General features: G+C 69.5%; 20 protein-coding genes. 13 read left to right on the top strand and 7 right to left on the bottom strand.

Annotation, left to right across the window (positions count from 1 at the left end; all coding sequences use genetic code 11):
- Window positions 1-25 precede the first annotated feature (25 nt).
- Window positions 26-1,483 carry a hypothetical protein gene (locus tag ACX80J_RS07420; protein WP_459347321.1) on the bottom strand — a complete coding sequence of 486 codons (1,458 nt, stop codon included), beginning with the start codon at window positions 1,481-1,483 and terminating at the stop codon, window positions 26-28.
- A gap of 674 nt (window positions 1,484-2,157) precedes the next feature.
- Between ACX80J_RS07420 and ACX80J_RS07415 the strand changes: the two genes are divergently transcribed.
- A complete protein-coding gene (locus ACX80J_RS07415; RefSeq protein WP_459347320.1) occupies window positions 2,158-2,976 on the top strand; it encodes a hypothetical protein in 819 nt (272 codons plus the stop codon).
- A gap of 66 nt (window positions 2,977-3,042) precedes the next feature.
- Here the strand turns inward: ACX80J_RS07415 and ACX80J_RS07410 are convergent, their stop codons facing one another.
- Window positions 3,043-3,672 (bottom strand): SGNH/GDSL hydrolase family protein, encoded by a 630-nt coding sequence (locus ACX80J_RS07410; protein ID WP_459347319.1) that lies wholly within the window; start codon window positions 3,670-3,672, stop codon window positions 3,043-3,045.
- 145 nt (window positions 3,673-3,817) lie between these two features.
- On the opposite strand from ACX80J_RS07410, the gene ACX80J_RS07405 reads away from it, so the two are divergent.
- On the top strand, window positions 3,818-4,465 hold the full coding sequence (locus ACX80J_RS07405; protein WP_459347318.1) for a nucleoside/nucleotide kinase family protein: 648 nt from the start codon (window positions 3,818-3,820) through the stop codon (window positions 4,463-4,465).
- Between the two features lie 19 nt (window positions 4,466-4,484).
- Here the strand turns inward: ACX80J_RS07405 and ACX80J_RS07400 are convergent, their stop codons facing one another.
- Together ACX80J_RS07400 and ACX80J_RS07395 are read right to left on the bottom strand one after the other, a co-directional pair.
- Entirely contained in the window at window positions 4,485-5,297 is an 813-nt protein-coding gene (locus ACX80J_RS07400; protein WP_459347317.1) for a ThuA domain-containing protein, read from the bottom strand.
- Window positions 5,297-6,346 carry a Gfo/Idh/MocA family protein gene (locus ACX80J_RS07395; protein WP_459347316.1) on the bottom strand — a complete coding sequence of 350 codons (1,050 nt, stop codon included), beginning with the start codon at window positions 6,344-6,346 and terminating at the stop codon, window positions 5,297-5,299. Before ACX80J_RS07395 ends, ACX80J_RS07400 begins: the two co-directional genes overlap by 1 nt.
- Before the next feature lie 279 nt (window positions 6,347-6,625).
- Between ACX80J_RS07395 and ACX80J_RS07390 the strand changes: the two genes are divergently transcribed.
- From ACX80J_RS07390 to ACX80J_RS07340, 11 genes are all read left to right on the top strand, one after another.
- A complete protein-coding gene (locus tag ACX80J_RS07390; RefSeq protein WP_459347315.1) occupies window positions 6,626-7,483 on the top strand; it encodes an SDR family oxidoreductase in 858 nt (285 codons plus the stop codon).
- A gap of 186 nt (window positions 7,484-7,669) precedes the next feature.
- A complete protein-coding gene (gene soxR, locus ACX80J_RS07385; protein WP_459347314.1) occupies window positions 7,670-8,110 on the top strand; it encodes a redox-sensitive transcriptional activator SoxR in 441 nt (146 codons plus the stop codon).
- A 46-nt stretch (window positions 8,111-8,156) separates the two neighbouring features.
- Window positions 8,157-8,678 carry a flavin reductase family protein gene (locus tag ACX80J_RS07380; RefSeq protein ID WP_459347313.1) on the top strand — a complete coding sequence of 174 codons (522 nt, stop codon included), beginning with the start codon at window positions 8,157-8,159 and terminating at the stop codon, window positions 8,676-8,678.
- A 261-nt stretch (window positions 8,679-8,939) separates the two neighbouring features.
- The gene (locus ACX80J_RS07375; protein ID WP_459347312.1) at window positions 8,940-11,183 is read left to right on the top strand and encodes a beta-glucosidase; all 2,244 of its coding nucleotides are present in this window, start codon (window positions 8,940-8,942) and stop codon (window positions 11,181-11,183) included.
- 223 nt (window positions 11,184-11,406) lie between these two features.
- A complete protein-coding gene (locus ACX80J_RS07370) occupies window positions 11,407-12,708 on the top strand; it encodes an ABC transporter substrate-binding protein (RefSeq protein WP_459346170.1) in 1,302 nt (433 codons plus the stop codon).
- Window positions 12,709-12,807: 99 nt separating this feature from the next.
- Complete coding sequence (locus ACX80J_RS07365; RefSeq protein WP_459346127.1) at window positions 12,808-13,692, top strand: carbohydrate ABC transporter permease; 885 nt, start codon at window positions 12,808-12,810, stop codon at window positions 13,690-13,692.
- Between the two features lie 3 nt (window positions 13,693-13,695).
- Window positions 13,696-14,604 (top strand): carbohydrate ABC transporter permease, encoded by a 909-nt coding sequence (locus ACX80J_RS07360; protein ID WP_301224138.1) that lies wholly within the window; start codon window positions 13,696-13,698, stop codon window positions 14,602-14,604.
- Between the two features lie 66 nt (window positions 14,605-14,670).
- Window positions 14,671-17,256 carry a family 78 glycoside hydrolase catalytic domain gene (locus ACX80J_RS07355; protein WP_459347311.1) on the top strand — a complete coding sequence of 862 codons (2,586 nt, stop codon included), beginning with the start codon at window positions 14,671-14,673 and terminating at the stop codon, window positions 17,254-17,256.
- 76 nt (window positions 17,257-17,332) lie between these two features.
- Complete coding sequence (locus ACX80J_RS07350) at window positions 17,333-18,373, top strand: LacI family DNA-binding transcriptional regulator (protein WP_459346124.1); 1,041 nt, start codon at window positions 17,333-17,335, stop codon at window positions 18,371-18,373.
- 106 nt (window positions 18,374-18,479) lie between these two features.
- The gene (locus ACX80J_RS07345) at window positions 18,480-18,917 is read left to right on the top strand and encodes a GtrA family protein (protein WP_459346123.1); all 438 of its coding nucleotides are present in this window, start codon (window positions 18,480-18,482) and stop codon (window positions 18,915-18,917) included.
- Window positions 18,918-19,100: 183 nt separating this feature from the next.
- Entirely contained in the window at window positions 19,101-19,826 is a 726-nt protein-coding gene (locus ACX80J_RS07340) for a hypothetical protein (RefSeq protein WP_459347310.1), read from the top strand.
- Between the two features lie 102 nt (window positions 19,827-19,928).
- Here ACX80J_RS07340 and ACX80J_RS07335 read toward each other — a convergent pair whose 3' ends face one another.
- The 3 genes from ACX80J_RS07335 to ACX80J_RS07325 form a co-directional block, all read right to left on the bottom strand.
- Window positions 19,929-21,746, bottom strand: coding sequence for an immune inhibitor A domain-containing protein (locus tag ACX80J_RS07335; RefSeq protein ID WP_459347309.1), 1,818 nt, complete (start codon window positions 21,744-21,746; stop codon window positions 19,929-19,931).
- Between the two features lie 348 nt (window positions 21,747-22,094).
- Window positions 22,095-23,228, bottom strand: coding sequence for an aminotransferase class V-fold PLP-dependent enzyme (locus ACX80J_RS07330; protein WP_459347308.1), 1,134 nt, complete (start codon window positions 23,226-23,228; stop codon window positions 22,095-22,097).
- Between the two features lie 40 nt (window positions 23,229-23,268).
- Window positions 23,269-24,324, bottom strand: coding sequence for a PRC and DUF2382 domain-containing protein (locus ACX80J_RS07325; protein WP_459347307.1), 1,056 nt, complete (start codon window positions 24,322-24,324; stop codon window positions 23,269-23,271).
- Window positions 24,325-24,507: the final 183 nt, after the last annotated feature.

Below are 24,507 nucleotides of genomic sequence, written 5' to 3'. Positions count from 1 at the left end.
GGAGACTGGCGGGTGTGCGGCGGTGCTACCAGGACGTGGCGTGGCGCCAGAACAGCGTGTACTCGGGCTGCGACCAGTGGCGCTTGTACAGCACCCACGCGACGACGACGAGCACGAGGTCCGCCACCACGAGGGCTCCGTACGCGAGCGCCGCGCCTGTGGAGGTCTGCGTGGCACCGATCAGCAGGAAGGCGCCGGCACAGAGCGTCAGGTGGATACCACCGAGCACCTGCGGCACGATCTTCTCGCCGATGTAATCCAGTTCGTAGCTGAGGAGCGTGAGGATCATGAACGCCCAGGATGCGACGCCGACGGAGACCGCGAGCAGCACGTTGGTGGGCTGGATTCCCTCGAGGAGCAGGGAGATGACGAGCGTGAGCACCATGCCGACGGCGCCGGTGCTGAGGACGGCGCGGTCCACGGTCCGGCTCAGTCGCCTCGACCTCGTGGCGAGGACGGTGAGCGGCTCCTCGGCGATCGTCCGGTGCAGGGTGGCGACGGCCTTGTCCACCCGCGGGGCGAGGTTCACGAAGTAGTAGTTGTAGGCGACGACGGCGGGCAGCATCGCGAGGAACACGATCACCACCTGGAAGTCACCGTCCGTGACGAGGAACAGCACGAACTTGTCGGCCCAGAGCACGGCCCCGAGCAGGAGCCCGCGGACGAGGTCCGAGGAGAAGTCCCGCGCGCCGAGGCGCCGGCTGAGGCGGACGGATGCCAGCCCGCGACCCATGGCGGCGATCTGCGTGAGCGCCCCGAGCAGCGGCGGAAGCCACCAGATGGTGGGGGCGACGAAGAGGGCGGCTGCGTAGGCGATCCAGGCGATGGCCCAGAGGCCGCGGCGGTCGCCGACGTTCGCGAGGACGAGGGACTGGACGAAGAGCAGGTGGAGTGCGCAGAGGGCCGCGTAGGTGGCGAGGGCCGTGAAGGACCAGCGGGTGGCAAGCCAGAGCGGGAGGGCGAAGACGACGACGAGCGGCAGCGCCTGCACGAACATCGCCGGCCAGGTGGTGCAGAACCGGCGGGTGATGGCGCCCATGTCCCGTTCCGCCATGAGGTCCCCGATGGCCCGGTAGGCCGGGAGGCAGGCGGCCTGCGCGAGCCACGGCACCGTGATCGAGGAGGCGAGCACCACGAGGGTGAGCTGCACGCCCCCGACGTTGACGGCGGCCATGGCCGGGCTGACCAGCGGGTACACGAGGTTCAGGAGGATCACGGGCGAGAGATACAGCAGGAGCCCGGCACCGGGACGCGCACCGCCGTCGGGTTCCACCCGCTCGCCGCTGGAGGCGGCGGGACGCGCGAGCATGAGCAGGGTGACCATGACCAGCAGGACCCCGCCGGCTAGCAGGGCGTAGGACCAGCCGGTGGGAAGGATCGTGTCGGCAAGCGGCACGAGGGCCGTCAGGATGAGCGCGACGACGATGACCAGTGCCCGGCGTCGGGCAATGGAGTCCTGAAGGAGGGACTGCAGAGATGTCATGGGTTTTCCTTGGGCCCGCCGGCGCGGCGGGATGAGCCGGTCGGCGGCCTCGTGTGAGGCGTGAGTGAGACAGTGTGGGACGGGATCTTCCAGCTGAGCTGTAGCCGCGCACCTGGGATGCCAGCAGGTGGCAGGTCCGGTCGTTGTCCCGCCCGAAGGGCATGGGTGCGTCATCGCCGGCTCTACCAGCGAGCACCTCGATCAAGGTATCGGCCGAAGCCGGGCACGGACACGAGTAGGTCCTACCTACCCGTCCACCGTTCCACTGCCTTGAGCCGACCTGCCTACGTGAAGGAGGGCCTCGTGCTACTCGCTCGGCAGGGCCCTGACTACTTGGGTCCGCTTATCGGCGCGGTTTCCGGGAGATGTCAGGGAGGCACTGGAGGTGACATATTGCACAAGCGTCCCAACCGTGACAAAGACCACCCCCGGAACGGCAGAGCAGCCGATACCCTTCGGGGCTCGCCGGGTGGGTTCTGCAGGCTCGTCGGATCGGTGAGTCCGAGCGGCCGGAGGACCTGGTCGGGCAGCAGGAACCACCGGCGCAGCATCACGAACCATCAACGAACACGCAACGGTTCGACGACGCCGGCAACGGTTCCATTGCGGCTCTGTCGCCTGCACCCGTTCGGGCTCACCATGGAGCGATCCATTCACGATACGAAGGAGTAACCATGGGTCGCCCAGCAACACCAGCACTGCTGTCATCAGGGGCACTGTGCCTCGCCTTGATCATCTCCGGCTGCGGCTCCCCCGAGGCCGGCGCCGGCACTCCCGAGGCCTCGGACGAAGCCCAGCCCGTCACGGCCACCTCCTCCGGGGAACCGGTGCCGTCCGGGCAGTCGTCCGACCAGCCCTCGGAGCAGCCGACCGGGCAGCCCGGCGGGTCCGCAGCTCCGACCCCGTCACCCGCGGGACCTGTACCGTCCGGGAAGCCGTCGGACCCCGCCGCGGACGGGAACTGGGCGACCTACACGACGTCGGACGGGAGCCTGTCCTTCGACCACCCTGCGGACTGGGACGTCTCCGACGCGCCGGAAGCACCCCCTAAGGGGGTGCTGGTCGTCGTCGACGATGCCTCCGGCCGACGACTCGCAACGCTGCGCACGCACCTCGTGACCGGTGCCGTCTGCCCCGAGGAACTCCCCTACTCGCTCCTCGACTCGGAGGTGCTCCCCGCCCTCACCCAGGACTCCGGAACACCGCGCTTCGTGTTCGAGGGACGGACGGATCCCTCCGTGGCCGATCCGGTGGCCGCCTCCACGCTCGCGTACGGGATCACCTCCGGGCCCGAGCCCACGGGCCCGACAGCGTGCCCCATCGCCCACTTCTTCACGTGGCCGCCGTCGGGGGCTGCCTTCGGAGGGACCTATGACCCCTTCGAGATCTACCCGGGGAAGCCCCAGCACATCGACACCCCGCAGGCCTACATGGAGACGGAGGAGTACCAGGACATCAGGGCGATGATCACGTCGCTGCGGCCGGCCGGTTAGCTGTTCGACCCTGCTGAATCCTCGCCCTGACCGTCATGCCGACGATTCAGCCGGGGAACGGGGTGGTCACCGGGCGATCACGGCCGAACGTCGTGCCGCCGGCTCCGGCAGGAGGAATGCGGAGATGGCCGCGGCGATCTTCCTGCCGCCCTGGACAGAGGGCTCGATGGGATTCGCGTAGTCGCCGTCGTCGTCGCACACCAGGCGGAGGTCAACGACGGATACGCCGCGTGAGAACGCCGCCCGCGTGATGCAGTCGTTGAAGAACGCGAGCGCCGTACGGATCACGGCGTAGCCCGGTTCCGAGGACGGTGTGTCGTAGATCGTGCAGACCGCCGTGGGCAGGCCCACCGTCGTGACGGCATCGACCATGGTGTCGTAGTCCCCTGCGAAGTCCTGCTGGGCGGAGGAGAAGGCGAGCAGCGCCTCGGAGACGCCGCGCACGGGCCGCTGCAGCAGGTGCTGGTAGCCGAGCGCATCGTTCCCGCCGACGCTGACCACGAGGTGCGTGGCGTCCGGCGGCAGTGCGCGCAACTGGCGTGCGACGCCGAAGGTGACGTCCCCGTCCACCGCCAGGAGCGTCGCCTTCCAACCCTGCGGCAGGGCATCGCGGACCTGCTCGACGACGTCGGGCCCGCCATCGACGTACCGCCCGTTGTCGAAGATGGAATCCCCGAGCAGCACCACGTGTCCCATGCGGCCTCCTGGTTGGTCGGTCCCTCCATCGTCGCTGCAGCGCGGCTCGGCCACCACCGCTTGCCGCGGTGGCCGAGGAGGGCAAGATGGAGTAGAAGCCTCCGCCGGCACCTTCGGCGTCGGGACCGATCCGAGAGGAGGACACGTGGGTCCAGCCCTCGTCGTCACCGGACCGCAGGACCTCGTGCCACTCACCCCTGTTCCGACGGACGGAAGGCGTGTGCTGATCGGGATCGTCGGTCCGCCAGGGGCAGGGAAGTCGACGGTGGCCGGTGCCCTCACCGCGCTCGATCCGGGCACCCGGGCGCACGTCCCCATGGACGGCTTCCACCTGGCGGATGCCGAGCTCGCACGGCAGGGACTGCTGGACCGCAAGGGCGCCCCGGAGACCTTCGACGCCCACGGCTACGCCACCCTGCTCGCCAGGCTGCGCAGCCGCCCGGACCACCCGGTCTATGCGCCGGCCTTCGAGCGCACCCTCGAGCAACCCCTGGCCAACGCACTCGCGGTGGCTCCCTCGGTGTCGCTCGTGGTGACCGAAGGGAACTACCTGCTGCTGGACCGGCCGGGCTGGCGCGAGGCGCGCCGGCAGCTCGACGAGGTGTGGTTCGTGGACCTCGACGCCGACGTCCGCCGTCGCCGGCTGATCGACCGGCACGTCCGCTTCGGGAAGTCGCCGGGCAACGCCGAGGATTGGGTGCAGCGCGTGGACGAACCGAACGCCGGCCTCGTCGATGCTACCAGGGGCGCTGCCGACCGCATCCTCGACGTCTCGGGCTGGCGGATCGGCTAGCTGTACTGCCCAGGGACAGCTAGCCCGCCAGGAACCAGTCGCGCGCAGGGTTCCCGACGCCGGGTGCGGCGCGGTCGCCGCCGGGCTGTGCCACCCAGTCGACGCCGTTGGCGATCACGCGCTGGACCTGGGGATGGTGGTAGACCGGGTACTCCTGGTCGCCGGGGCTGAAGTAGAAGATCCGGCCCTTGCCGCGCGAGAAGGTCACGCCGGACCGGAACACCTCCCCGCCCTCGAAGGAGCTGATGAAGATCAGATCGTCGGGTTCCGGGATGTCGAAGAGCTCCCCGTACATCTCCTGCTCCGGGATGACGATAGGACTCGGAATTCCCGCGGCGATGGGGTGGGACGGCTTGACCGTCCACACGAGCTCGCGTTCGCCGTCGTTCCGCCACTTCAGGGAGCACGTGGTGCCGAGGAGGCGCGTGAGGATCTTCGAGAAATGGCCGGAATGCAGCACCACGAGGCCCATGCCACCGAGGACGTGCCGGTGCACGTGGTCGACGACGTCGTCCGACACCTCTCCGTGGGCGATGTGCCCCCACCAGAGCAGCACATCGGTGCCGGCGAGCCGGTCCTCGGTGAGTCCGTGCTCCGGGTCCGCCAGGGTCGCCGTGGTGATGTCCGAGCCCGGGAAGTAGCGGTTGAGGGATTCCGCGATGGCTCCGTGGATGCCCCGCGGGTACATGGCGCCGATGGTCGCGGGTTCATTGCGGGCCTCGTGGACGCCTTCGTTCCAGACGACGATGGCGGGCGTGCTGTCGAACACCCTGCCGTTCTCCCTGTCGCTCTTCGTGTCGTTCTCCCTGTCGTGTGCCTCTTCGTGTGCCATCAGAGCTGGACCTCCCGGTGCTGGGCTGCGGATGCGTAGCAGGCGTCGATGATGCGGGCCCGGGCGAGCGCGAGTGAGCCGTCGTGCCTGCCCCACTCGGACTCGCCCGCGCGGATGGCGGCGAGGAAATCGTCGACCACTCCCCGGTGGCCCAGGGGCGGACCGATCTCCGGGACGTAGTCGCCGTCCTCCGTGAACACGTGCAGGGTCTCCATGGCGTCGCCCGCCGCACCGGTCCGGGTCATCTCGGCGCCGCCGTCGGTCCCGTAGACCCGGAAATCCATGAGGTCGTCCACATCGCGGTAGGCGGCCCAGCCGGCCTCGACGAGGAGGGTTGCGCCGCCTTCGAGCCGGAGGAAGGCCGAGGCGAAATCCTCCACCTCGAACGCCGAGCCCGCAGCCTGGGCCCCGTAGGTTCCCCCGCCCCGGCCCCGGGTGCCCAGTTCGGCGTAGGTCGACGCCGAGACGGAGAGGACCGTCGGCTCGCCGAGCAGGTACAGCGCGTAGTCGAGCACATGGACGCCGATGTCCACGAGGGGCCCGCCGCCCGCCATCTCCCGATTGGTGAACCAGCTCCCCAGCGATGGGATGCCGGAGCGGCGGAGCCAGGACGCCTTGGCGTAGTAGGGACGACCGAGTCCGCCGTCGTCGATGATGCGCTTGAGGGCAGTGATGCCGCCCCGCCGGCGGTGGTTGAACGCGACGTCGAGCACGCGACCGGCTCTGCGTGCCGCGTCCACCATGAGCCGGCCCTCGTCTCCGTTGCGTGCGAGCGGCTTCTCGCTGAGCACGTGGAGGCCGCGGTCGAGCGCGGCGACCGTGATCGGTGCGTGGAGGAACGTGGGAACGGCGACACTCACGGCGTCGAGCCCTTCGAGCGCGATGAGGTCCTCCCACCGCACGACCGCATGCGGGATGCCGTACTCGTCGCGGAGCTCGGCGAGGAGTGCAGGCTCCATACCGGCCACCCCGACGAGCTCGACGTCCTTCCGGTTCCCATAGGCCGCGAGGTGCTGGCGTCCGGCCCAGCCGATGCCCACCACCCCCACCCTGAGGCGGCGTTGCCCGTGCGGTACATGCTCGTCCACGGATGCGGTCCTTCGCTCTCGGGTCCGGCGGCTACGGCGTGAGCCCCTCCAGTAGTCCTACCGTCCGACCGCGGGTGCTGTCCACGAGCCCCTGGAACCGTCGGGCAGTGGCAGGAGGCGGCCGGCCATGCCGACGCCCAGGAGGGGACATGCCCGGAAGTGCGTCCCGGGAAGGGTTTCGGCCCCCGCCTCGTTACCGCCTGTACACGCACCGAACGGGTGCCGAACAGGAGGACACCCATGACCATCGTCATCACCGGAGCCACCGGACACCTCGGCCGCCAGGTCGTCGAGCAGCTGCTGGCGCGCGGCGTCGACCCGTCGACCGTCGTGGCGGGCGGCCGCAACCAGGTTGCGCTGGGCAAGCTGGCCGCATCCGGCGTCCGCACGGCACGGATCGACTACGCGGACCCGTCGACCCTCGATGCCGCCTTCGCGGGTGCCGGGAAGATCCTCCTCATCTCCGGCAACGAGGTGGGACAGCGCTCCGTGCAGCACAAGGCCGTCGTCGACGCCGCCCGCAAGGTGGGCGCGGAACTGGTGTACACGAGCGCGCCGAAGGCCACGACGTCGGACCTCGTCCTGGCACCCGAGCACAAGGCGACCGAGGGGCTCCTCGAGGGTTCCGGCCTCACCTACACCGTGCTGCGCAACAACTGGTACACCGAGAACTACGACGACACGATCCGCCAGGCGGCCTCGACCGGCAGCATCCTCACCAGCACCGGCAGCGGCAGGATCGCGAGCGCGACCCGCCGGGACTACGCCGAGGCCGCCGCCGTCGTGTTGCTGTCCGACGAGTACGCGGGCGAGATCCTCGAACTCGGAGGGGACGAGCCCTGGACCTTCGACGAGCTCGCCGCCACCGTCTCCGAGGTCGCCGGCACCTCCGTCACGGTGAACCAGGTGTCCACCGACGAGCACATCGCCGCCCTGAAGGATCTCGGGCTGGACGAGGGCACAGCAGGCTTCGTCGCGGCGCTCGATGCGAACATCGCCGCCGGGCTGCTCGCCGAGAGCGACGGCACTCTGTCGCGCATCATCGGCCGGCCCACGACTCCGCTGCGGCAGCACGTCCGCGAGCTCCTCGGCACGTAGCGCGTCGGCGCGGCCCGCACCTGCGGCATCGTGCACGCGTTTCGGGTGTGAAGTGCGTGTTGCAGGGCAACACGCCGAGGGATCGGGCCACCGGTCCGAACAAGCCGTGCACGACGCCGCAGGCCGCCGCCGGCGTCGCGGCTACGACGGCGGGCGAGAACGCGGACTGCAGCAGGAAGGGGCACGATGGCCGGCGACCAGGACCTCTCCGTGGGACAACTGGCAGCCCGCAGCGGCATGAGCGTCTCCGCCCTGCATTTCTACGAGCGCCAGGGCCTGATCCGTAGCCGCAGGACCTCGGGCAACCAGCGCCGGTACGACCGGTCGGTCCTGCGCAGGGTCGCCGTCATCGGAGCGGCCCAGCGCGCCGGCATCCCGCTCGCCACCGTCGCACGGGCCTTCGCGGAACTCCCCAGTGACGGCGTGCCCGACCAGGAGGACTGGCAGCGGCTGTCGGCCGCGTGGCGGCAGGAGATCCAGGCGCGCATCGCCCAGCTGGAACACCTGCGGGACAGGCTGGGCGGGTGCATCGGCTGCGGCTGCCTGTCGCTGGCGGCCTGCGGCTTCGTCAATCCGAACGACACCGCAGGCTCCAGGGGCATCCCATCGACCCTCCTCGACCCGTGAGAGCCGATTTGACCTGAACCTTTGTTGAGGTTCTAGCGTTGACTGCATGACAGCCCCCACCGGCCACGCCGCCCCTCCCGCGGAACTCTTCAAGGATGCCTTCCGCGCCCATCCGGCCGGCATCGCCGTCATCACCACCCAGGGTACGGACGGCCCGGTGGGACTGACGGCATCCTCCGTGTCGTCGGTCTCGGCAGAGCCGCCCGTCCTCGCCTTCTCCGTGTCGACGGCCTCGTCGTCGGCCGCCGCCCTGGTCCGGGCGGACACTCTCGTGGTGCACCTGCTCGGCGCGGACCAGCTCGCCATCGCCCGCCTCTTCGCCACGCGGGGCACCGACCGTTTCGGGGGTGCCGTGGACTGGAACCCGCTCCCCTCCGGCGAGCCTCTCCTGACCGACGCACCCTGGGCCCTGCGCTGCCGCATCCTGCACCGCCTGCCCGTCGGCGGATCGATGATCCTCGCAGCCGAGGTCCTGACCGTCGAGCAGGGCACACAGGACGACGTCGCGCCACTGGTCTACCACAACCGCTCCTACCACCGGCTGGACGACCGGTCGCTGCTGCGCTGACCCGCCAGGACGGGGCTGCGGACGCTCCTCGCGGAAGGGTTTTCGGGCATGGCCGGGCCTCGCCCCCACCCGACCGCGAGGGCGAAGGCCGCTGGTCCTCCGGCACTTGACCCGGTCGGCGTCCCGCCCTAGGTTGGGCAGGACGTGAGGCGTAGATCACACTCCGCACCCACCGGCGCCACTCCTTCTCGTTCCACCCGGGAGAACCTGCGGCGTCCTGAAAATTGAAGCGCTTCAAATCAGAAGTGTCAAGGAGGACACATGAAGAACCCCACCCGACGGAGGCCGCTCGCGGTCATCGCCGTCGCGAGCCTGCTCGCGTCAGCCCCGCTTGCGGCAGCCGTGCCTGCAGCGGACGCCACGCCCGGCGCGCCCTATCCCGCCGACTGTCCGTGGATGGACACCTCCCGCTCCCCGGACGAGCGGGCCCGGATCCTGCTGGATGCGAGCACCCTGGGCCAAAAGTACCGGTGGCTCGTCGAGCAGCCCGCTAATGACCCCGCCACCACCTCGTTCAGCGGCGTGGCCTACGAACCGCAGTTGCCCTGCACCCCGCGGGTCGTCTACACCGACGGCCCGGACGGCGTGCGGTTCACGCAGGGGGTCACGGCCTTCCCTGCACCCATCGCCCTCGGTGCCAGCTGGAACCGGGACCTCGTGTACGAGAAGAGCGCGGCGCAGGGGTCCGAGGCCTTCGACAAGGGCAAGAACGTGGTCCTCGGCCCCGGGATCGCCAGCGGGCGGACGCCGCTGTCCGGCCGGACCGCCGAGTACTTCGGGGAGGACTCGCTCCTCAGCGGATCGCTCGCCGGTGCTGCCATCCGCGGCATCGAGGAGGGCAATCCCGGCAAGCCCGTACTGTCCAACGTGAAGCACTTCGTGGCGAACGAGCAGGAGCTGTCGAGGAACGCGAGCTCCTCGAACATCGACGAAAGGACGCTGCGCGAGGCCTACGACCTGCCCTTCGAGATCGCGATCGCCGAGGGCGGCCCGGAGAGCATCATGTGCTCCTACAACCAGATCAACGGCGTGTACGGATGCGAGAACCCGCTTCTGAAGGACACCCTGCGCTCGAAGCTCGGCTTCGACGGGTACGTCATGTCGGATTTCGGGGCAGTGCACTCCACCGGGGCGTCCATCGACGCCGGGCTGGACCAGGAGCTGAACCGACCCATCTACTTCACCCCGAAGCTGCTCGACCAGGCGCTGGCGAGCGGCGAGATCACGGAGGAGCAGGTCGACGGCGCCGCGTTCAACGTCGTCCGGTCCTACATCCGGGGAGGCCTGTTCGACACCCCGTTGCCGACCCCCGCGACCGCGTCGGTCTCCTCGGCCGAGCACAAGGACATCGCCCGCCGGGCCGTCGAGGAGGGCACGGTGCTCCTCAAGAACGACGGCGTCCTGCCGCTGTCCTCGGAGCCGAAGAGCATCGCCGTCATCGGCCCCACCGCCTCCCGCACCACGACCAACGGCGTCAGCGCCCAGACGACCTGCAGCATGAAGTGGCCCTTCGGCTCGCCGAACACGCTCGACTGCTCGCAGGTCGTTTCGATCGAGGACGCGCTCCGCGAGCGGGCGGCGACCGAAGGGTCGACCGTCGTCTTCAACGACGGGTCGGACCCGGCGGCAGCCGCAGCGGTGGCCGCGCAGGTGGATGTCACCGTCGTCGTCGGGTACTACACCTCCGGCGAGTTCAACGACCTGGCGGATCTCCGGCTCGACGGCAACGGCGACGCGCTCGTCCAGGTCGTTGCGGCAGCCAGCCCCGCCACGGTCGCCGTCCTCCAGACGGGCAGCGCGGTGGAGATGCCGTGGCTGGACGACGCGGAAGCCGTCCTGGAGACCTGGTACGCGGGCGAACAGCAGGGACCCGCACTCGCCAACCTCCTCTGGGGGGACGTCAACCCGTCCGGGAAACTGCCGATGACGTTCCCGGCGTCGCTCGCCGACACCCCCACGCGCACCGCCGAGCAGTACCCTGGCGTCTACTCGAACGGCACCACGACGGCGCCCGCCGGCTCGCGGGAGATCCGCCAGGTGAACTACACCGAGGGCCTGGCCATCGGGCACAAGTGGTACGACGCGCAGGGCATCGATCCGCTCTTCGCCTTCGGTCACGGCCTGTCCTACACGGACTTCGACTACCGGAACCTGCGGGTCAGGCCAGTGGTGGACAGGAAGACCGGGACCACGTCGCTGGACATCACGTTCCAGATCACGAACACCGGATCCGTGGCGGGGGCCGAGGTGGGCCAGGTCTACCTGACGCTGCCGGAAGCCTCCGGCGAGCCCGGCAAGCGCCTGGTGGGATTCGAGAAGGTGACGTTGAAGCCTCATCAGACGACGCAGGTGCACGTCGTCGTGGATGCCGCAGGTCCTGACCATCCCCTGTCGGTGTGGGACGCCACCCGGGACACGTGGACCGTGCCCGGCGGGACGTTCGGCGTCGAGGTGGGCGGCTCCTCGCAGGAGCTGCCGCTGCACTCCGCGCTGACCCTTCGCTGAACCCCGGCTGACCACCCCGAGCAAGGCCCCGCCCGTCACCCGTGACGGGCGGGGCCTTGCTGCGTGCGCGGCCGGCCCCCTCCCCGCCGCTGATCGCCCGTCAGGAGTGCTCCCTCCGGAGTGGGGTGTGACAGTTGACACACTCCACCGACGGCCCTACTCTCGAATATTGAAACGCTTCAAAAACGGGGCGCACACTTTCAAGGAGGAAAACGTGGCCACCATGCGGACCAAGAACCGGATGCTGCTTCTGGGCGTAGGACTCAGCACCGCATCGCTCCTGCTGACCGCTTGCGGCGCAGGCAGCTCGGACAACGGCGGGGGCGGCGGTGAGGCAACGGCCGGAGAGTTCTCCTTCCTCACGAACGTCGAGAACACCACGATTTCCACCGAGCTGGAGACCCTGGCCGGCGACCAGTGCAAGACCGCCGCCGATGCCATGCCACTCAAGGTGGACACCGTCCCCCAGACCAACCTGGACCAGCAGCTCCAGCTGCTCGCCGGACAGGATGCCCTGCCGGTACAGTTCGCGGCCGGCAACGCCCCCGCACTGACGAAGGAACTGGCGGCATCGGGGAACGTCCTCGACCTTGAGGCAACCCTGACCGACCTGGACGTCCTCGACCAGGTGGAGCCCGCGGCGATCGACACGATCAAGGCCCTGTACGGAGGCTTCAACGTGCTGCCCTACCAGTACAACGTCGAGGGCATCTGGTACAACAAGCAGCTCTTCGCGGACAACGGCATCGAGGTCCCGCAGACCTGGGACGACTTCACTGCGGCCGCCGAGACGCTCAACACCGCCGGCGTCACGCCTCTCTCCGCATCGGGAGAGCAGGGCTGGCCGCTCACCCGCCTCATCAGCGGCTACCTCTTCAGCAACCTCGGCAAGGACGCGCTGCAGAAGGTCGCCGACGGCGAAGCCAAGCTCACCGACCCCGAGTACGTCGAAGCCGCGGCTGCCGTCGCGGACCTCGGCCAGAAGGGCTACTTCGGCGAGGGTGTCGGTTCGATCGACTACGACACCGCCATCAACCAGTTCCTCAACGGCAAGGCCGGCATGCTCTACATGGGCAGCTGGGTGCTCGCCAACTTCAACGACGAGGCAGCCAACCAGATCGGCACGGAGAACATCGGCTTCATGCCGTTCCCCAAGGTCGAGGGCGGCGCCGGGATCGACAACCAGTACGCGGCCAACGTGGGCCTGCCCATGGCCATCTCGCAGAAGGCCTACAACGAGCAGACCGGCGAGTGGCTGAAGTGCATCACCGAGAACTACGGCAGCTCGGCCCTCGAGAACCAGGGCTCGATCTCGGGCTTCAAGGTCAACGAGGAGGTCGACGTCGACCCGCTCACGCAGACCGTCCAGGAGACCATCTCCTCGACCGACGAGAGCGTCCTCTGGTTCGAGGCCCTCTTCGGCACCCAGGCGACGACGGCGAGCCAGACCAACGCCGCGCCGCTGGTGACGGGGAGCATGAGCCCCGAGCAGTTCATGGAGACCGTGCAGTCCGCCCTCAAGTAGGGCCGCCCGCGCCGGGGAGGAGGAGACGGACTCCTCCCCGGCGCACCCCTCACCGCGTCCCCCGCGACGCGGGTCACAAGACGTAGACAAAGGACCACCATGCAGTCAGTACTGGGCGACAAGAAAGCCCTCGCCATCCTCCTGGGCCCAGCACTGCTGGTGTATTCCCTGGTGATGCTCGTCCCCATCATCTGGTCGATGGGCTACACGTTCTTCAGCGGCAACGCGATCTCCGGCTTCACCTTCGCCGGCACGGACAACCTCACCCGGCTGTTCACCGACCCCGAGGTCCGCACGGCCCTCTCCTTCACGGTCCGGTACGCCATCGTCATCACGGTCGGCCAGATCGTCATGGGCTACCTGCTCTCGCTGATGTACGTGTTCATCCTGAAGAAGTCCTCGAACATCATCCGCACCCTCGTGTTCTTCCCCGTGGTCCTGCCGACCGTCGCCGTCGCACTCCTCTTCCAGAAGATGTTCGAGATCGCCCCGCAGAACGGGCTCGTGAACAGCCTGCTCAACGGGGTGGGCGTCGAATCCGTCGACTGGTTCGGCAACGCCTCCAGCGCCTTCTGGGTTATCGTCCTCATGGACATCTGGCGCTCCATGGGCTTCTACGCCGTCCTGCTCTACGCGGGCCTCGTTGACATCCCGGAGGACATGCTCGAATCGGCCCGGCTCGACGGCGCCACCGGCTGGCGGCTCATTCGGAGCATCGTGCTGCCGCTGTCCATGCCCGTCCTGCTGTCCTCGATCATCTTCAGCATCAACGGCACCCTCAAGGTCTTCGATTCCATCGTGGCCCTGACCAACGGCGGCCCGGGTTCCTCGACCACCCCCCTGACGCTGTACATGTTCCGCACATCCTTCGCCTTCGGCGACTACGGGTACGGCAGCTCGATCGCCCTGCTGCTGACGCTGCTGTGCCTCATCGTCACCATCTTCATTTTCCGGTCCTCGCGCCGCGACCTCACCAAGGACTGAGCCATGAGCACCCAGGTACCCGCCCGCAAGGCCCCGCTCCAGGCGATGCAGCGCCAGGAGCCCCGCCGCTCCCGCTCCCGCGCCGGCAAGCGCCTCGCCAGGCTTCCCGTCCACCTGCTGATCGCCCTCCTGCTCGTCGTCGAGCTCTACCCGCTGCTGTGGCTGGTGCTCGGTTCGTTCAAGACGCAGCAGGAGTTCCTCAACGACCCCGTCTGGGCCCTGCCCGGGTCCCTGAACTTCGACAACTACATCGAGGCCTGGACCACCGGCAACATCGCGGTCTTCGTGGCCAACTCGCTCATGGCCACCCTGCCGTCGCTGGCCCTGATCATCGTCCTCGGCGTGGCCGCCGGGTTCGCGCTCGAGGTCATGGTGTGGAAGGGACGCAATGGCGTCCTGCTGATCTTCCTGACCGGCATCATGGTGCCGGGCCAGATGATCCTGCTCCCCCTCTTCTCGGCCTACTTCAAGACCGGGCTGACCGGGACGCTGTGGCCGCTCATCATCACCTACACCGCCACCGGCCTCCCGCTCACGGTGTTCATGATGGCCACGTACTTCCGCGCCGTGCCGCGTGAGGTGTTCGAGGCGTCGACGCTGGACGGCGCGAGCATCATCCGGTCCTTCCTCTCGATCGGATTCCCGATGGTCCGCAACGCGGTGTTCACCGTGGCGCTCGTCCAGTTCTTCTTCATCTGGAACGACCTCCTGATCGCCCTGACGTTCGCGAACAACAGCGACCTCAGCACCATCCAGGTCGGCCTGCTCAACTTCACCGGACAGTTCGGGGCGGTGCAGTACGGCCCGCTGTTCGCGGCCATCTGCATCAACGTCTTCGGGACCCTGGCCATCTACCTCTTCCTCAACCAGCGCGTGATGAAGGGCCTGGCCGCCGGCTCCGTCAAGGGCTGAGTGCCCGCCCCCGTGACACCGCACCATCTCCGCCTGCCCGGCGGCCCACACCAGAAGGAAATCTCCATGCCGATCACCGTCAGCCCCGTCTCGTTCGAGCACCACCGCGAGCCCCTGGGGATCGGAGAGCGACGGCCCCGCCTGAGCTGGAAGACCGCGGCGGAGCCCGGCTGGGTGCAGCAGCGCTATGAGATCGAGGTGGTCCACGGCAGCGACACCTGGTCCTCGCTGGTGGTCACCTCCCCCGACTCGGTCCTGGTGCCCTGGCCGGCAGCCGACCTCCCCTCGCGCACGGCGGTCACGGTGCGCGTCCGGGTGTGGGGGGCGGACGACGTTGCACCGAGCGCGTGGAGCCCTGCCTCCACCGCGGAGACCGGGCTGCTCGAGCCGACCGACTGGACGGCCCGTGCCGTGGCACCGGCGTGGGACGAGGACCCGGAGGCGCTGCGCCGACCGCCCCTCGTCCGCCGCGACTTCCCGGTGGAGAAGACCGTCCGCGAGGCGCGCCTGTATGTCACGGCACACGGGCTCTACGAGGTCGAGATCAACGGGCAGCGGATCGGCCACGAGGCGCTCGCACCCGGCTGGACCGTGTACGGCCAGCGCCTGCGGTACTCCACCTATGACGTGACCGACGCGCTGGTCCCCGGCAGTAACGCGATCGGCGCATGGCTCGCCGACGGCTGGTACCGCGGCCGCCTCGGATTCCACGGCGGCTACGCGAACCTGTACGGCAGCGACGTCGCCCTTCTGGCCCAGCTGCACATCACGCACGACGACGGTTCCACCACCGTGCTCGGCACGGACGAAACCTGGCGTGCCGGCTTCGGACCGATCCTCAGCACCGGGCTGTACGAGGGCGAGCACTACGACGCCCGGCAGGAGCCGGCGGGCTGGTCCTCGCCCGGGTTCGACGACTCCGCCTGGTCTCCCGTGCGGATCGTCCCCCGCGACCCCGCGACACTCGTGGCACCCGATGGTCCGCCCGTGCGCTGCACCGAGGAACTGTCGCCGATCGCGGTGACCACCTCGCCGTCGGGCAGGACGCTCCTCGACTTCGGGCAGAACCTCGTGGGCCGGCTCCGGCTCCGAGTGTCCGGTCTCGCCCACGGGCAGGAGATCCGCCTGCGCCATGCCGAGGTCCTGGAGAACGGCGAGCTGGGCACGCGTCCGCTGCGCGGTGCTGCGGCGACCGACGTCTACACCGCATCGGGTGACGACGTCGAGTGGGAGCCCCGCTTCACCATCCACGGCTTCCGCTACGCGGAGCTCACGGGCTGGACCGGCGAGAATCCGATGGCAGCCATCACCGCCCGCGTCTACCACACGGACATGGAGCGGACGGGCTGGTTCGAGAGCTCGCACGACGGGGTCAACCGCCTGCACGAGAACGTGCGCTGGAGCATGCGCGGCAACTTCGTGGACATCCCCACGGACTGCCCGCAGCGCGACGAGCGGCTGGGCTGGACGGGCGACCTGCAGGTCTTCGCTCCGACCGCCACCTTCCTCTACGACTGCTCCGGCATGCTCGGTTCGTGGCTCAAGGACGTCGCGGCCGAACAGCTCGAGGACGGCACCGTGCCCTGGTACGTCCCCGTGATCCCCGGCGGGGACGAGTGGACGCCCATCCAGCCGGGCGCGGTCTGGGGCGACGTCGCCGTCCTGACTCCGTGGAAACTGTACGAGCGCTTCGGCGACACCGGCATCCTCGCCACCCAGTACGCCAGCGCCAAGGCGTGGGTGGACCTGATGGCCGAGCGCGCCGGGACGTCCTACCTCTGGAACACCGGGATGCAACTCGGGGACTGGCTTGATCCTGCCGCGCCACCCCACGATCCGGCCGACGCCACCACGGACCGCTACCTCGTCTCGACCGCGTACTTCGCGTGGTCCACCCAGCACCTCGCCGAGATGGCGAGCGTCCTCGGGAACACCACCGACGAGCTCCACTACCGCGAGCTGGCCCGCAAGGTCCGCGACGCCTTCGCCCGCGAGTTCATCTCCCCGTCCGGCCGCGTCGTCAGCGACGCCCAGACGGCGTACGCACTCGTCCTGGCCTTCGGGCTCGCACCCACCGAGGAACAGCGGCGCCGCGGCGGCGAGCGGCTGGCGGAACTCGTGGGCCACGCCGGGAACCGGATCGCCACCGGGTTCGCCGGGACACCGCTCGTCACCGACGCCCTCACGAGCGTGGGCGACGTCGAGACCGCCTACGCCCTGCTGCTCGAGGAGGAGTGCCCCTCCTGGCTCTACGCCGTGGGACAGGGAGCCACGACGATCTGGGAACGGTGGGACAGCATGCTGCCCGACGGTTCCATCAATCCCGGCAACATGACCTCGTTCAACCACTATGCGCTCGGCGCCGTGGCCGACTGGCTGCACCGCGTGGTCGCCGGTCTCGCCCCTGCGGCTCCCGGGTACCGCTCCATCCTGTTCCGCCCGCGGCCCGGGGGCGGCCTCACCTCGGCGAGCGCCCGGCACGAGACGCCGTACGGAACGGCGTCGATCTCCTGGTCGCTCGATGCCGGCAACCTGTCCGTGGAGGTCACCGTTCCCACCGGTTCCACCGCCGTCGTCGACCTCCCGAACCAGGCCCCCGTGTCGGTGGGCTCCGGCACGCACACGTTCACGCACGTGGCTGCCGCTTTGTAGAGGTCGCCTACCATAAGGGAAAACGTGCCGCCCCAGCCGGGGTGGTCCCCCACACCGAAACCCTGATCGAGGTGCCGTGACAGCCGCCCAGCCAGCGAGCGATGACCCCGCCGTTGCTCCCAGCATGAACGACGTCGCGCGCCGCGCAGGTGTCTCGCTCGGCACGGTCTCGCACGTCCTCAACAAGCCGGAGATCGTGTCGGCGAAGACGATCGCCCGCGTCGCGGCCGCCATCGACGAACTGGGATTCGTCCGCAACGACGCCGCACGCTCGCTGGCAGCGGGCAGGAGCAACACGGTCGGCCTGATCCTGACCGACGTCGGCAACTCGCTGTTCGTGGACATCGCACGCGGCGCCGAGGGTGCCGCCAGTACCGCCGGTCGCTCGCTGCTCCTGGCCAACAGCGATGTGACGTTCCAGAAGCAGGAGTCCTACCTCGACATCTTCGACGAGGCCCGCGTCGCGGGGATCATCCTCGCTCCGCTGGACGCCGGACTCGACGGGGTGGACCGGGTACGGCGGCACGGCCGGAACATCGTGCTCGTCAACTATGCCGGTGACCGCACGGACTGCTGCAGCGTGGTGGTCGACGAGGAGCACGGCGGCTACCTCGCCGCGACGCACCTCATGGACATCGGCCGCACCCGGTTGCTGTTCGCAGGGGGCCCGGAGGACCTCCACGCCGTCAACGCCCGCCGCGAGGGTGCGCGGCGCGCCGTGCGGGAACGTGGAAACGGCGTCAGCTTGGAGGTCATCCCGAGCCGCAACCTGAAAAGTGCCAGCGGCCGCTCCATCGCCCGGCAACTGCTCGACGACGGTGCGCTCCCCGACGGCATCCTCGCCCCGGCCGACCAGCTTGCAGCGGGGCTCATCCACGAACTGACGGACGCCGGCGTCTCCGTGCCCGGCGACGTCGCCGTCATCGGGTACGACAACAACCAGTTCGCCTCCGAGGCCGCCATCCCCATGTCCACGGTCAGCCAGCCGGGCCACGAGATGGGAGAGGAAGCCCTGCGCCTCCTCCTCGACGAGATCGACAATCCCCGGAACCACGAACACCGCCGCATCACCCTCGACCCCTCGCTCATCGTGCGCAGGAGCACCGTCTCCCGATAGCCACGGTCCTAACCGAAGGACTGCTGCCGTTCGTCCGTGACGCGGATTAGTTGCTTAGGCGACCTAAGGAGTAAACTGGTCCGTCACCAGGAAAGGAAGTACAGCGGTGCGCGAAGCCCTGCAGCGGCTCGGATCCTTCACGGTCGTCGGTACGGTTGCCTTCATCGTGGACATCTCCGTCTACAACATCCTCGCCTCGGGGTTCGGCATCGGCCCCATCACCTCGAAGGTCGTGTCCGTCACGCTGGCCACCGGCGTCTCCTGGCTCGGCAGCCACTACGTGACATTCCGTCAGTTCGCCGGACGCCCGAAGCACGAGGAGGCCCTGCTTTTCGGCCTCACGAACCTCGTGGGGCTCGGCATCGCCGCGGCGTGCCTCGTCGTCTCGCACTACCTCCTGGGGCTCACGAGCCCCCTGGCGAACAACATCTCGGCGAACGTCGTCGGCGTCCTCCTCGGCAACGTCTTCCGTTATATCGCCTACCGGTTCTTCGTCTTCCGCCCCGTGCTGCAGGAAGCCGCCGAGCCCTCGTTTGCCGCCTGACCGCGCGGGCCGGGGTTTCCCGCCCCCTGATATCCCGGGCGGCCGGCAAGGGGGTGTCGGCACGTCACGCGGGACTGGGAACGGGCAGCGCCCCATCGTAGGATGGGGAGCGATAGTCAGCATGCTTCCGACGACTCCCCGTCACCGATGCCGCCGATCCCCGCCTTCCGAAAAGACTCCTCCATGCGTGTCCGCACTGCCCTTCCAGCCCTGGCCCTCAGCAGCGGACTCCTGCTTGCCGGCCCGGGAGCAGCCGCCGCGCTGCCGCCCCTGCCGTCGCTGCGGACCGCAGGGGAGGTAGTCCCGGTCGTCCCCGACCCGGTGGTGGTCGTCCCGCCACCTGCCGAGACGGCACCGCCCGCCCCTTCTCCCGAGCCCCCGCCCGCATCCGACGCGCCCGTGCAGCCTCCGGTGCCGTCCGACCCTCCGCCGCCCGTGGAGCCGCCGCCAGCCCCGTCACCGGCGGACCCGGCACCCTCCGAGCCGCCCATCGAGGAGTCACCCGGCGACGAGCCGGAACCGGCGCCCTCCGCGACCGGTCCGGCGCCCGACGCGTCGCCCTCGGCCACGCCGTCACCGAGTGCCACGGAGAGCAGCCCGGCGCCGGCGGCCCCCGCCCCCGCGGAGCCGTCGACCGGCAACGCAGCCCTCGGCGTGGTCGGCGTGGAGGCGCCGGCGCCTGCGCCCGCATCGACCGATCCGTTCTCCGCGTCCGTCCCGGCAGGGCCGACGGACACCGGCACCGCCCAGCCGCAGGCCGAGGAGGTCCTCGCGCAGACACCGACCCGGACCGCCGGTGGACCGCCCCTGCGCTACGTGGCCGCCGGCGTCCTGAGCCTCGTCGCCCTCGGGCTGGCGATCGCGATCGCCGTCGTCGCGCAGCCCCGCAGGAGCCGGCGCACCCATTAGGACGGAAAGCAGTAGGACGGACAGCAGAAGGACGGGAACGCAGAAGGAGCCGGGAGCGACCTCCCGGCTCCTTCTGCCTCCAGCTGTCTCCAGCTGGCGGCCCTAGCGGACCTGCAGGGTCAGGACTCCGGTCGAGTTGGACTGGACGACCTCGATCTTCGTCCCGGCGCCGGCCACGACGACGGAGCCCTGCGGGTTCGCGGCGTCATAGTAGGCGTTCGGATCAGTATCGTCGAACACGGCGACGCCCGGCCGGGACGGCGCGGTGAGCGTAGCCACGCCCGCCGCAGTCTCCCGGTGGAGGCTCAGCGCATCGGTGGCCTGCTTGCCGAAGGTGGCGTCGAAGCTCTGGATGCGGTTGCGCACAATGGTGCCGTCGGACCAGGTGAGGGCCTTCGGGTGTGCGTCCACGGGCAGGGCCAGACCGGCACCGGGGTGCTGGCGCGTGTTGTTGTTGCGCTGCGCGGTGTTCCAGTAGGTGATGCTCAGGCCGTCCTGGTACGCGTAGTGCTCCACGGTGTCGGGCGCGGTGACGCCCCAGCCGAAGTTGTACGGGCCGGTCGCGAGCGTGGCGTCATACCCTCCGTACACGCGGTTCTCCGCGATGTAGAAGCGGTTGTTGCCCGCGGCGTCCTTGGGGAGGGTGACGACGACGGCCTGCGGGGCCTTCGTGGCGTGGAACGAGGGGCCGATGTTGTGGATCGACTTCACGCCGGCGGTGGCGACGTCGTAATCCAGCCAGCCGAGCTGCAGCTTCTCCCAGGCGCCCATGTTGTTCGGGGTGGTGCCGATGGAGCCCTTCCCGTGGCCGAGCCACGACCCGGAGCTCATGAGGGTCCAGAAGCCGGTACCGTTCTCGCCGCCGCTCGTGTCGTACAGGTCGGGCAGGCCGAGGTCGTGGCCGTACTCGTGCGCGAAGACGCCGAGGCCGCCGTTCTCCGGCTCCGTGGTGTAGTCACGGATCCAGAGGTTCGAGTTGCCGATCTTGATGCCGCCGTAGGGGTTGGCTGCAGGGCCGGCCGTGCCGCGGCCCGCCTGACCTACTGCCCAGCGGTGCGACCAGATGGCCGACGACGCGGCGCCGGCCTCCTCGCCCTCGCCCGCGTGGATCGCCTGGAAGTGGTCGATGTAGCCGTCGGCCTCGTCGAAGTCGCCGTCCTTGTCGAAGTCGTAGCGGTCCCACTGGTCGAAGGTCGCGAGGTAGGCGTCGATCTCGGCGGGCGTCTTGCCCGCCGCGACCTGGGAGTCGTACCAGGCGTTCGCCGTGTCCTGGACGAAGCGGGTCATGTCCGCCTGGCTCTCGGTCTCGCCGTAGCTGGCCGAGTTGTAGGGCACGGTGACCCAGTCGCTGACGTCGCCGTCGACCGTGTACCGGCCGCTCGACATCTCTCCGTAGACGCCCTTCAGCGACTCGCCCTCCTCGCCGAAGAACATGTCGAGGTAGTGCTCGCGGTCGAAGGTGTCGGACCAGTAGGTGGAGTTGTCCACCGCACGGTTCGGTTCCCGAATGGTGTTGTGCGTGGGACCGGCCGTGGAGGTGGGGAAGCGCGGGTCCACCTTGTCGCCGAAATCGACGAGGAAGGACAGGATCTGGTCGCTGTCCTGCAGTCCGTACTGCGCCCACTGGCCGGGGGCGACCTTCACGGCCTTGGAACCGTTGCGGTCCTCAACCTTCGCTTCGCCCGAGATCACCTGCTCCACGGCCCGCTGGTTGATTTCGCGGCGCTCGTCGGCCGCGGGGTCCGAGCGGTCATCGAGCCTCTCCGCAGCGCCGTCCGCGCTGGGCGAGAAGGTGGACGACGACGTCGGAGCCGTCGGTCCGGTGGTGGCCTGCGCGCTCATGGGAGCAAGCACGACGGCGCTGGTCACGGCGAGCGTCATCGCGCACCGCAGCCCCCGGATACGTGGAGTGGAATTCAAGGGTTCTCCTTAGTGAAATGTCCCAGCGAAAATGCAAAGCACGCTCAGGTTAGGTGCCTGAGGTTACGAACATGTTGCCCGAGTCACACGTTCTGGCTGGCACGCTAGCACCGCGCCCGGACACTTCCGAGGATTTGGTTGCATATGGTCAACTATGTCCGGCGTGTCGGCATGAGGCTGCCCTCGACCAAGTAGCGCACCACGGGAGCCGCCGTCGTTCCCGCCTTTCGGCCCCACGGCGCGTGTCGCACCGGGACACGCCGCGCTTCACTCCTCCGCCGCGCGAAAGCCAGGGAGGACGGCGGCACGCATCGGAAGAGGTCGGCCCGAGGGCACGGGGCCGCGCCTTCAGGCGAAGGCCGCCAGCACTTCCGCCGCCTCGCCGAGGACCTCGGAGCGGGTGGTCGCGTGCACGGAGAGCCGGATGCGGTCCTGTCCGTGCAGCGTCACGGAGATCCCGGCGGCGGCGAGCGCCGCATGCGCTTCGGCCGCCCGCCCCGGAAGGCCCGCGACCACGATCCCCGCCCGGTCCTCGCGCTCCCGGGGCGAGAGGACCGGCACCCGCGCGGTGTCGAGGTGGTCGATCAGTGCCTTCGCGTGGGTCGCGATGATGCCCTCGATGGCCGGCACACCCACCGACTCGATCAGTTCGAGGGCCTCCGCGAACGCCCCGCTCGCGTACGGGGACAGGTTCGAGATGGAGAAACGCCCCGCCCCCGGCAGCGGCGGGTGCTCCTCGCCGTCGTACCGGCGCGCATCGGTGACCCCCGTCCAGCCGGTGAGCAGGGGCTCGATGCGCTCGATTCCCTGCGGCGACATGGCGATCCCGGCCACGCCCCAGCCGCCGCGGACCCACTTCTGGGCGCCGGCGATGAGCACGTCGGCGAGTGTCCATTCCAGGTCGGCGACACCGAAGCCCTGGATGCCGTCGACCACGAGGAGGCGATCGGCGCCGATCACCTCACGGATTCCTGCAGGATCGGCCCGGTAGCCGGTACGGAAGTCGACGGCGCTGACGCTCACGGCAACCGTGTCGTCCGTCAGGTGGCGGGCGACGAGGTCGGGCGTCACCGGGGTGCCGGGCGCCCCGATCAGGTCGACGCGCGCACGGCCCACTGCCCCGGTGCGCAGCCAGGGGTAGGTGTTGGACGGGAACTCGCCGGCGCCGACGAGCACTGTTCCACCGGACAGGCCGAAGGCCACCTGGAACAGGCCGAGAGAGGTACAACCGGTCAGTCCCACCTGTTCGAGCGGAAAACCGCTGAGCCGGGAGAAGGCCTCCCGCGCCCGGTTGTCCTCGCCCTCGAGCGTGCTGCTCGCGCCGACGGCCGCCTCGCCGGCCGTCTCCAGGAGGTGCGTCACATGGTCACGAACCGCGCTCGACGGCGGGCCGAAGCTCGCGAAGTTCAGGTACCCGGGAGCCTCCGAGAAGGACGACTGGTAGGCGGTGAAGAGTGCGGCGTCATTCTCGGTGGCTCCCATGCAGCTCACCCTACGGTCCGCGACGACCGGAAGGCGCGCGTCAGCGTCGCTTCTTCCTGCCCTTGAGGAGCGCGTTCGTGCTGTTCGTCGCGATCCTCGTCGACGCGTCGGCATCCGTACCGGCGGTGGTTCCACGGTTGGAGGAACCGAGCCCCCGACCACCGACCGACGCGGCCCCGTCGGCACTGCTGGCGATGCGCTCCTTGCGCACTTCCTCCCGCACGGTGGTCCTGCCGGTCACCTCGACCGTCTTCATGCTCACGCGCTCGACGGGCACCGTCTCCTTGCTCAGGACGGCGAGTTCCTCGCGTGCCACGAGCTCCACGGACTGCTCCTGGAACGGCACGTCTTCGGCCTCCAGGCGCACGGGCGACGAGATGGGCTCGACCTCGATCCGGAGCTCCTCCCGCTTCAGCGGGACGGTCATCGTGGCCTCCTCGGTCACGACGTACTTCCGGAGACGCACGCGTGCGGCCTCGTACTGCTCGGTCCCGACGCGCAGTCGCTCCTCCGAGCGGACCACCCAGGGGGTGCCGCCCTCGTCCTGCGAGTGCGTTCCGCCCTGCGTCGGGGCGGTCGCGGGCACCGGCGTCGCGTCGGACGATCCTGCCGGCTGCATCCCGCGTGCTGCGGCCTCCCCCGTCGCCGCCTCCGGAGCAGCCGACAGAGCAACCGACGGAGCAGGCGACGGAGCGACCTCCGGAGCAGGCGGCGTCGTGCGCGCGGTGGCGTGTTCGGTTGCCGGCTCGGCGGTGGCGGGCCGAGGGACCGGAGCCCCTCCGCGCAGCCCGTAGTGCCGGTACAGCGCAGCCTCGTCCTCGGGGCTCAGGTGGCCGTCACGGTCGACGGACGGCGCGTGCCTGATGAGGTCACGCGGATAGGCCACCACGAGGTCGTGCCCCTGCACCGATGCCCCCTCGAGGGGCACGAATGACTCCCGGGTCCCGAAGAGGCCCGTGTGGACGGTCACCCACGACGGCCGGTCATCGGCATCGTCGAGGTACACCACGCCCACCGTGCCCACCTTGTCCCCCTCACCGGTGACCACCGTGCTGCGGCGCCTGAGCAACGGGTCGAGGTCGTTCATCGTGAGCATGCGGAGTCCTGTCGTCGGTATCGGCCGCGAGGAGCGGGTGAACCTCAGGGTAGGACCGGCGCACCCGTATAGCAAGCATGCTTACTAATCGGCGTGGCGGTGGACACCTCCCGCGGGCGGACGCGCCACGGCGCCTCCGGAACGGAGCAGCGCAACACCTCGACTCCGGGCGGCGCCGTCGTT

The organism is Arthrobacter rhamnosi, assembly GCF_054510975.1.
Note: the sequence above shows the minus strand (reverse complement) of the source record. Positions and strands in the feature narration are given on the sequence as shown.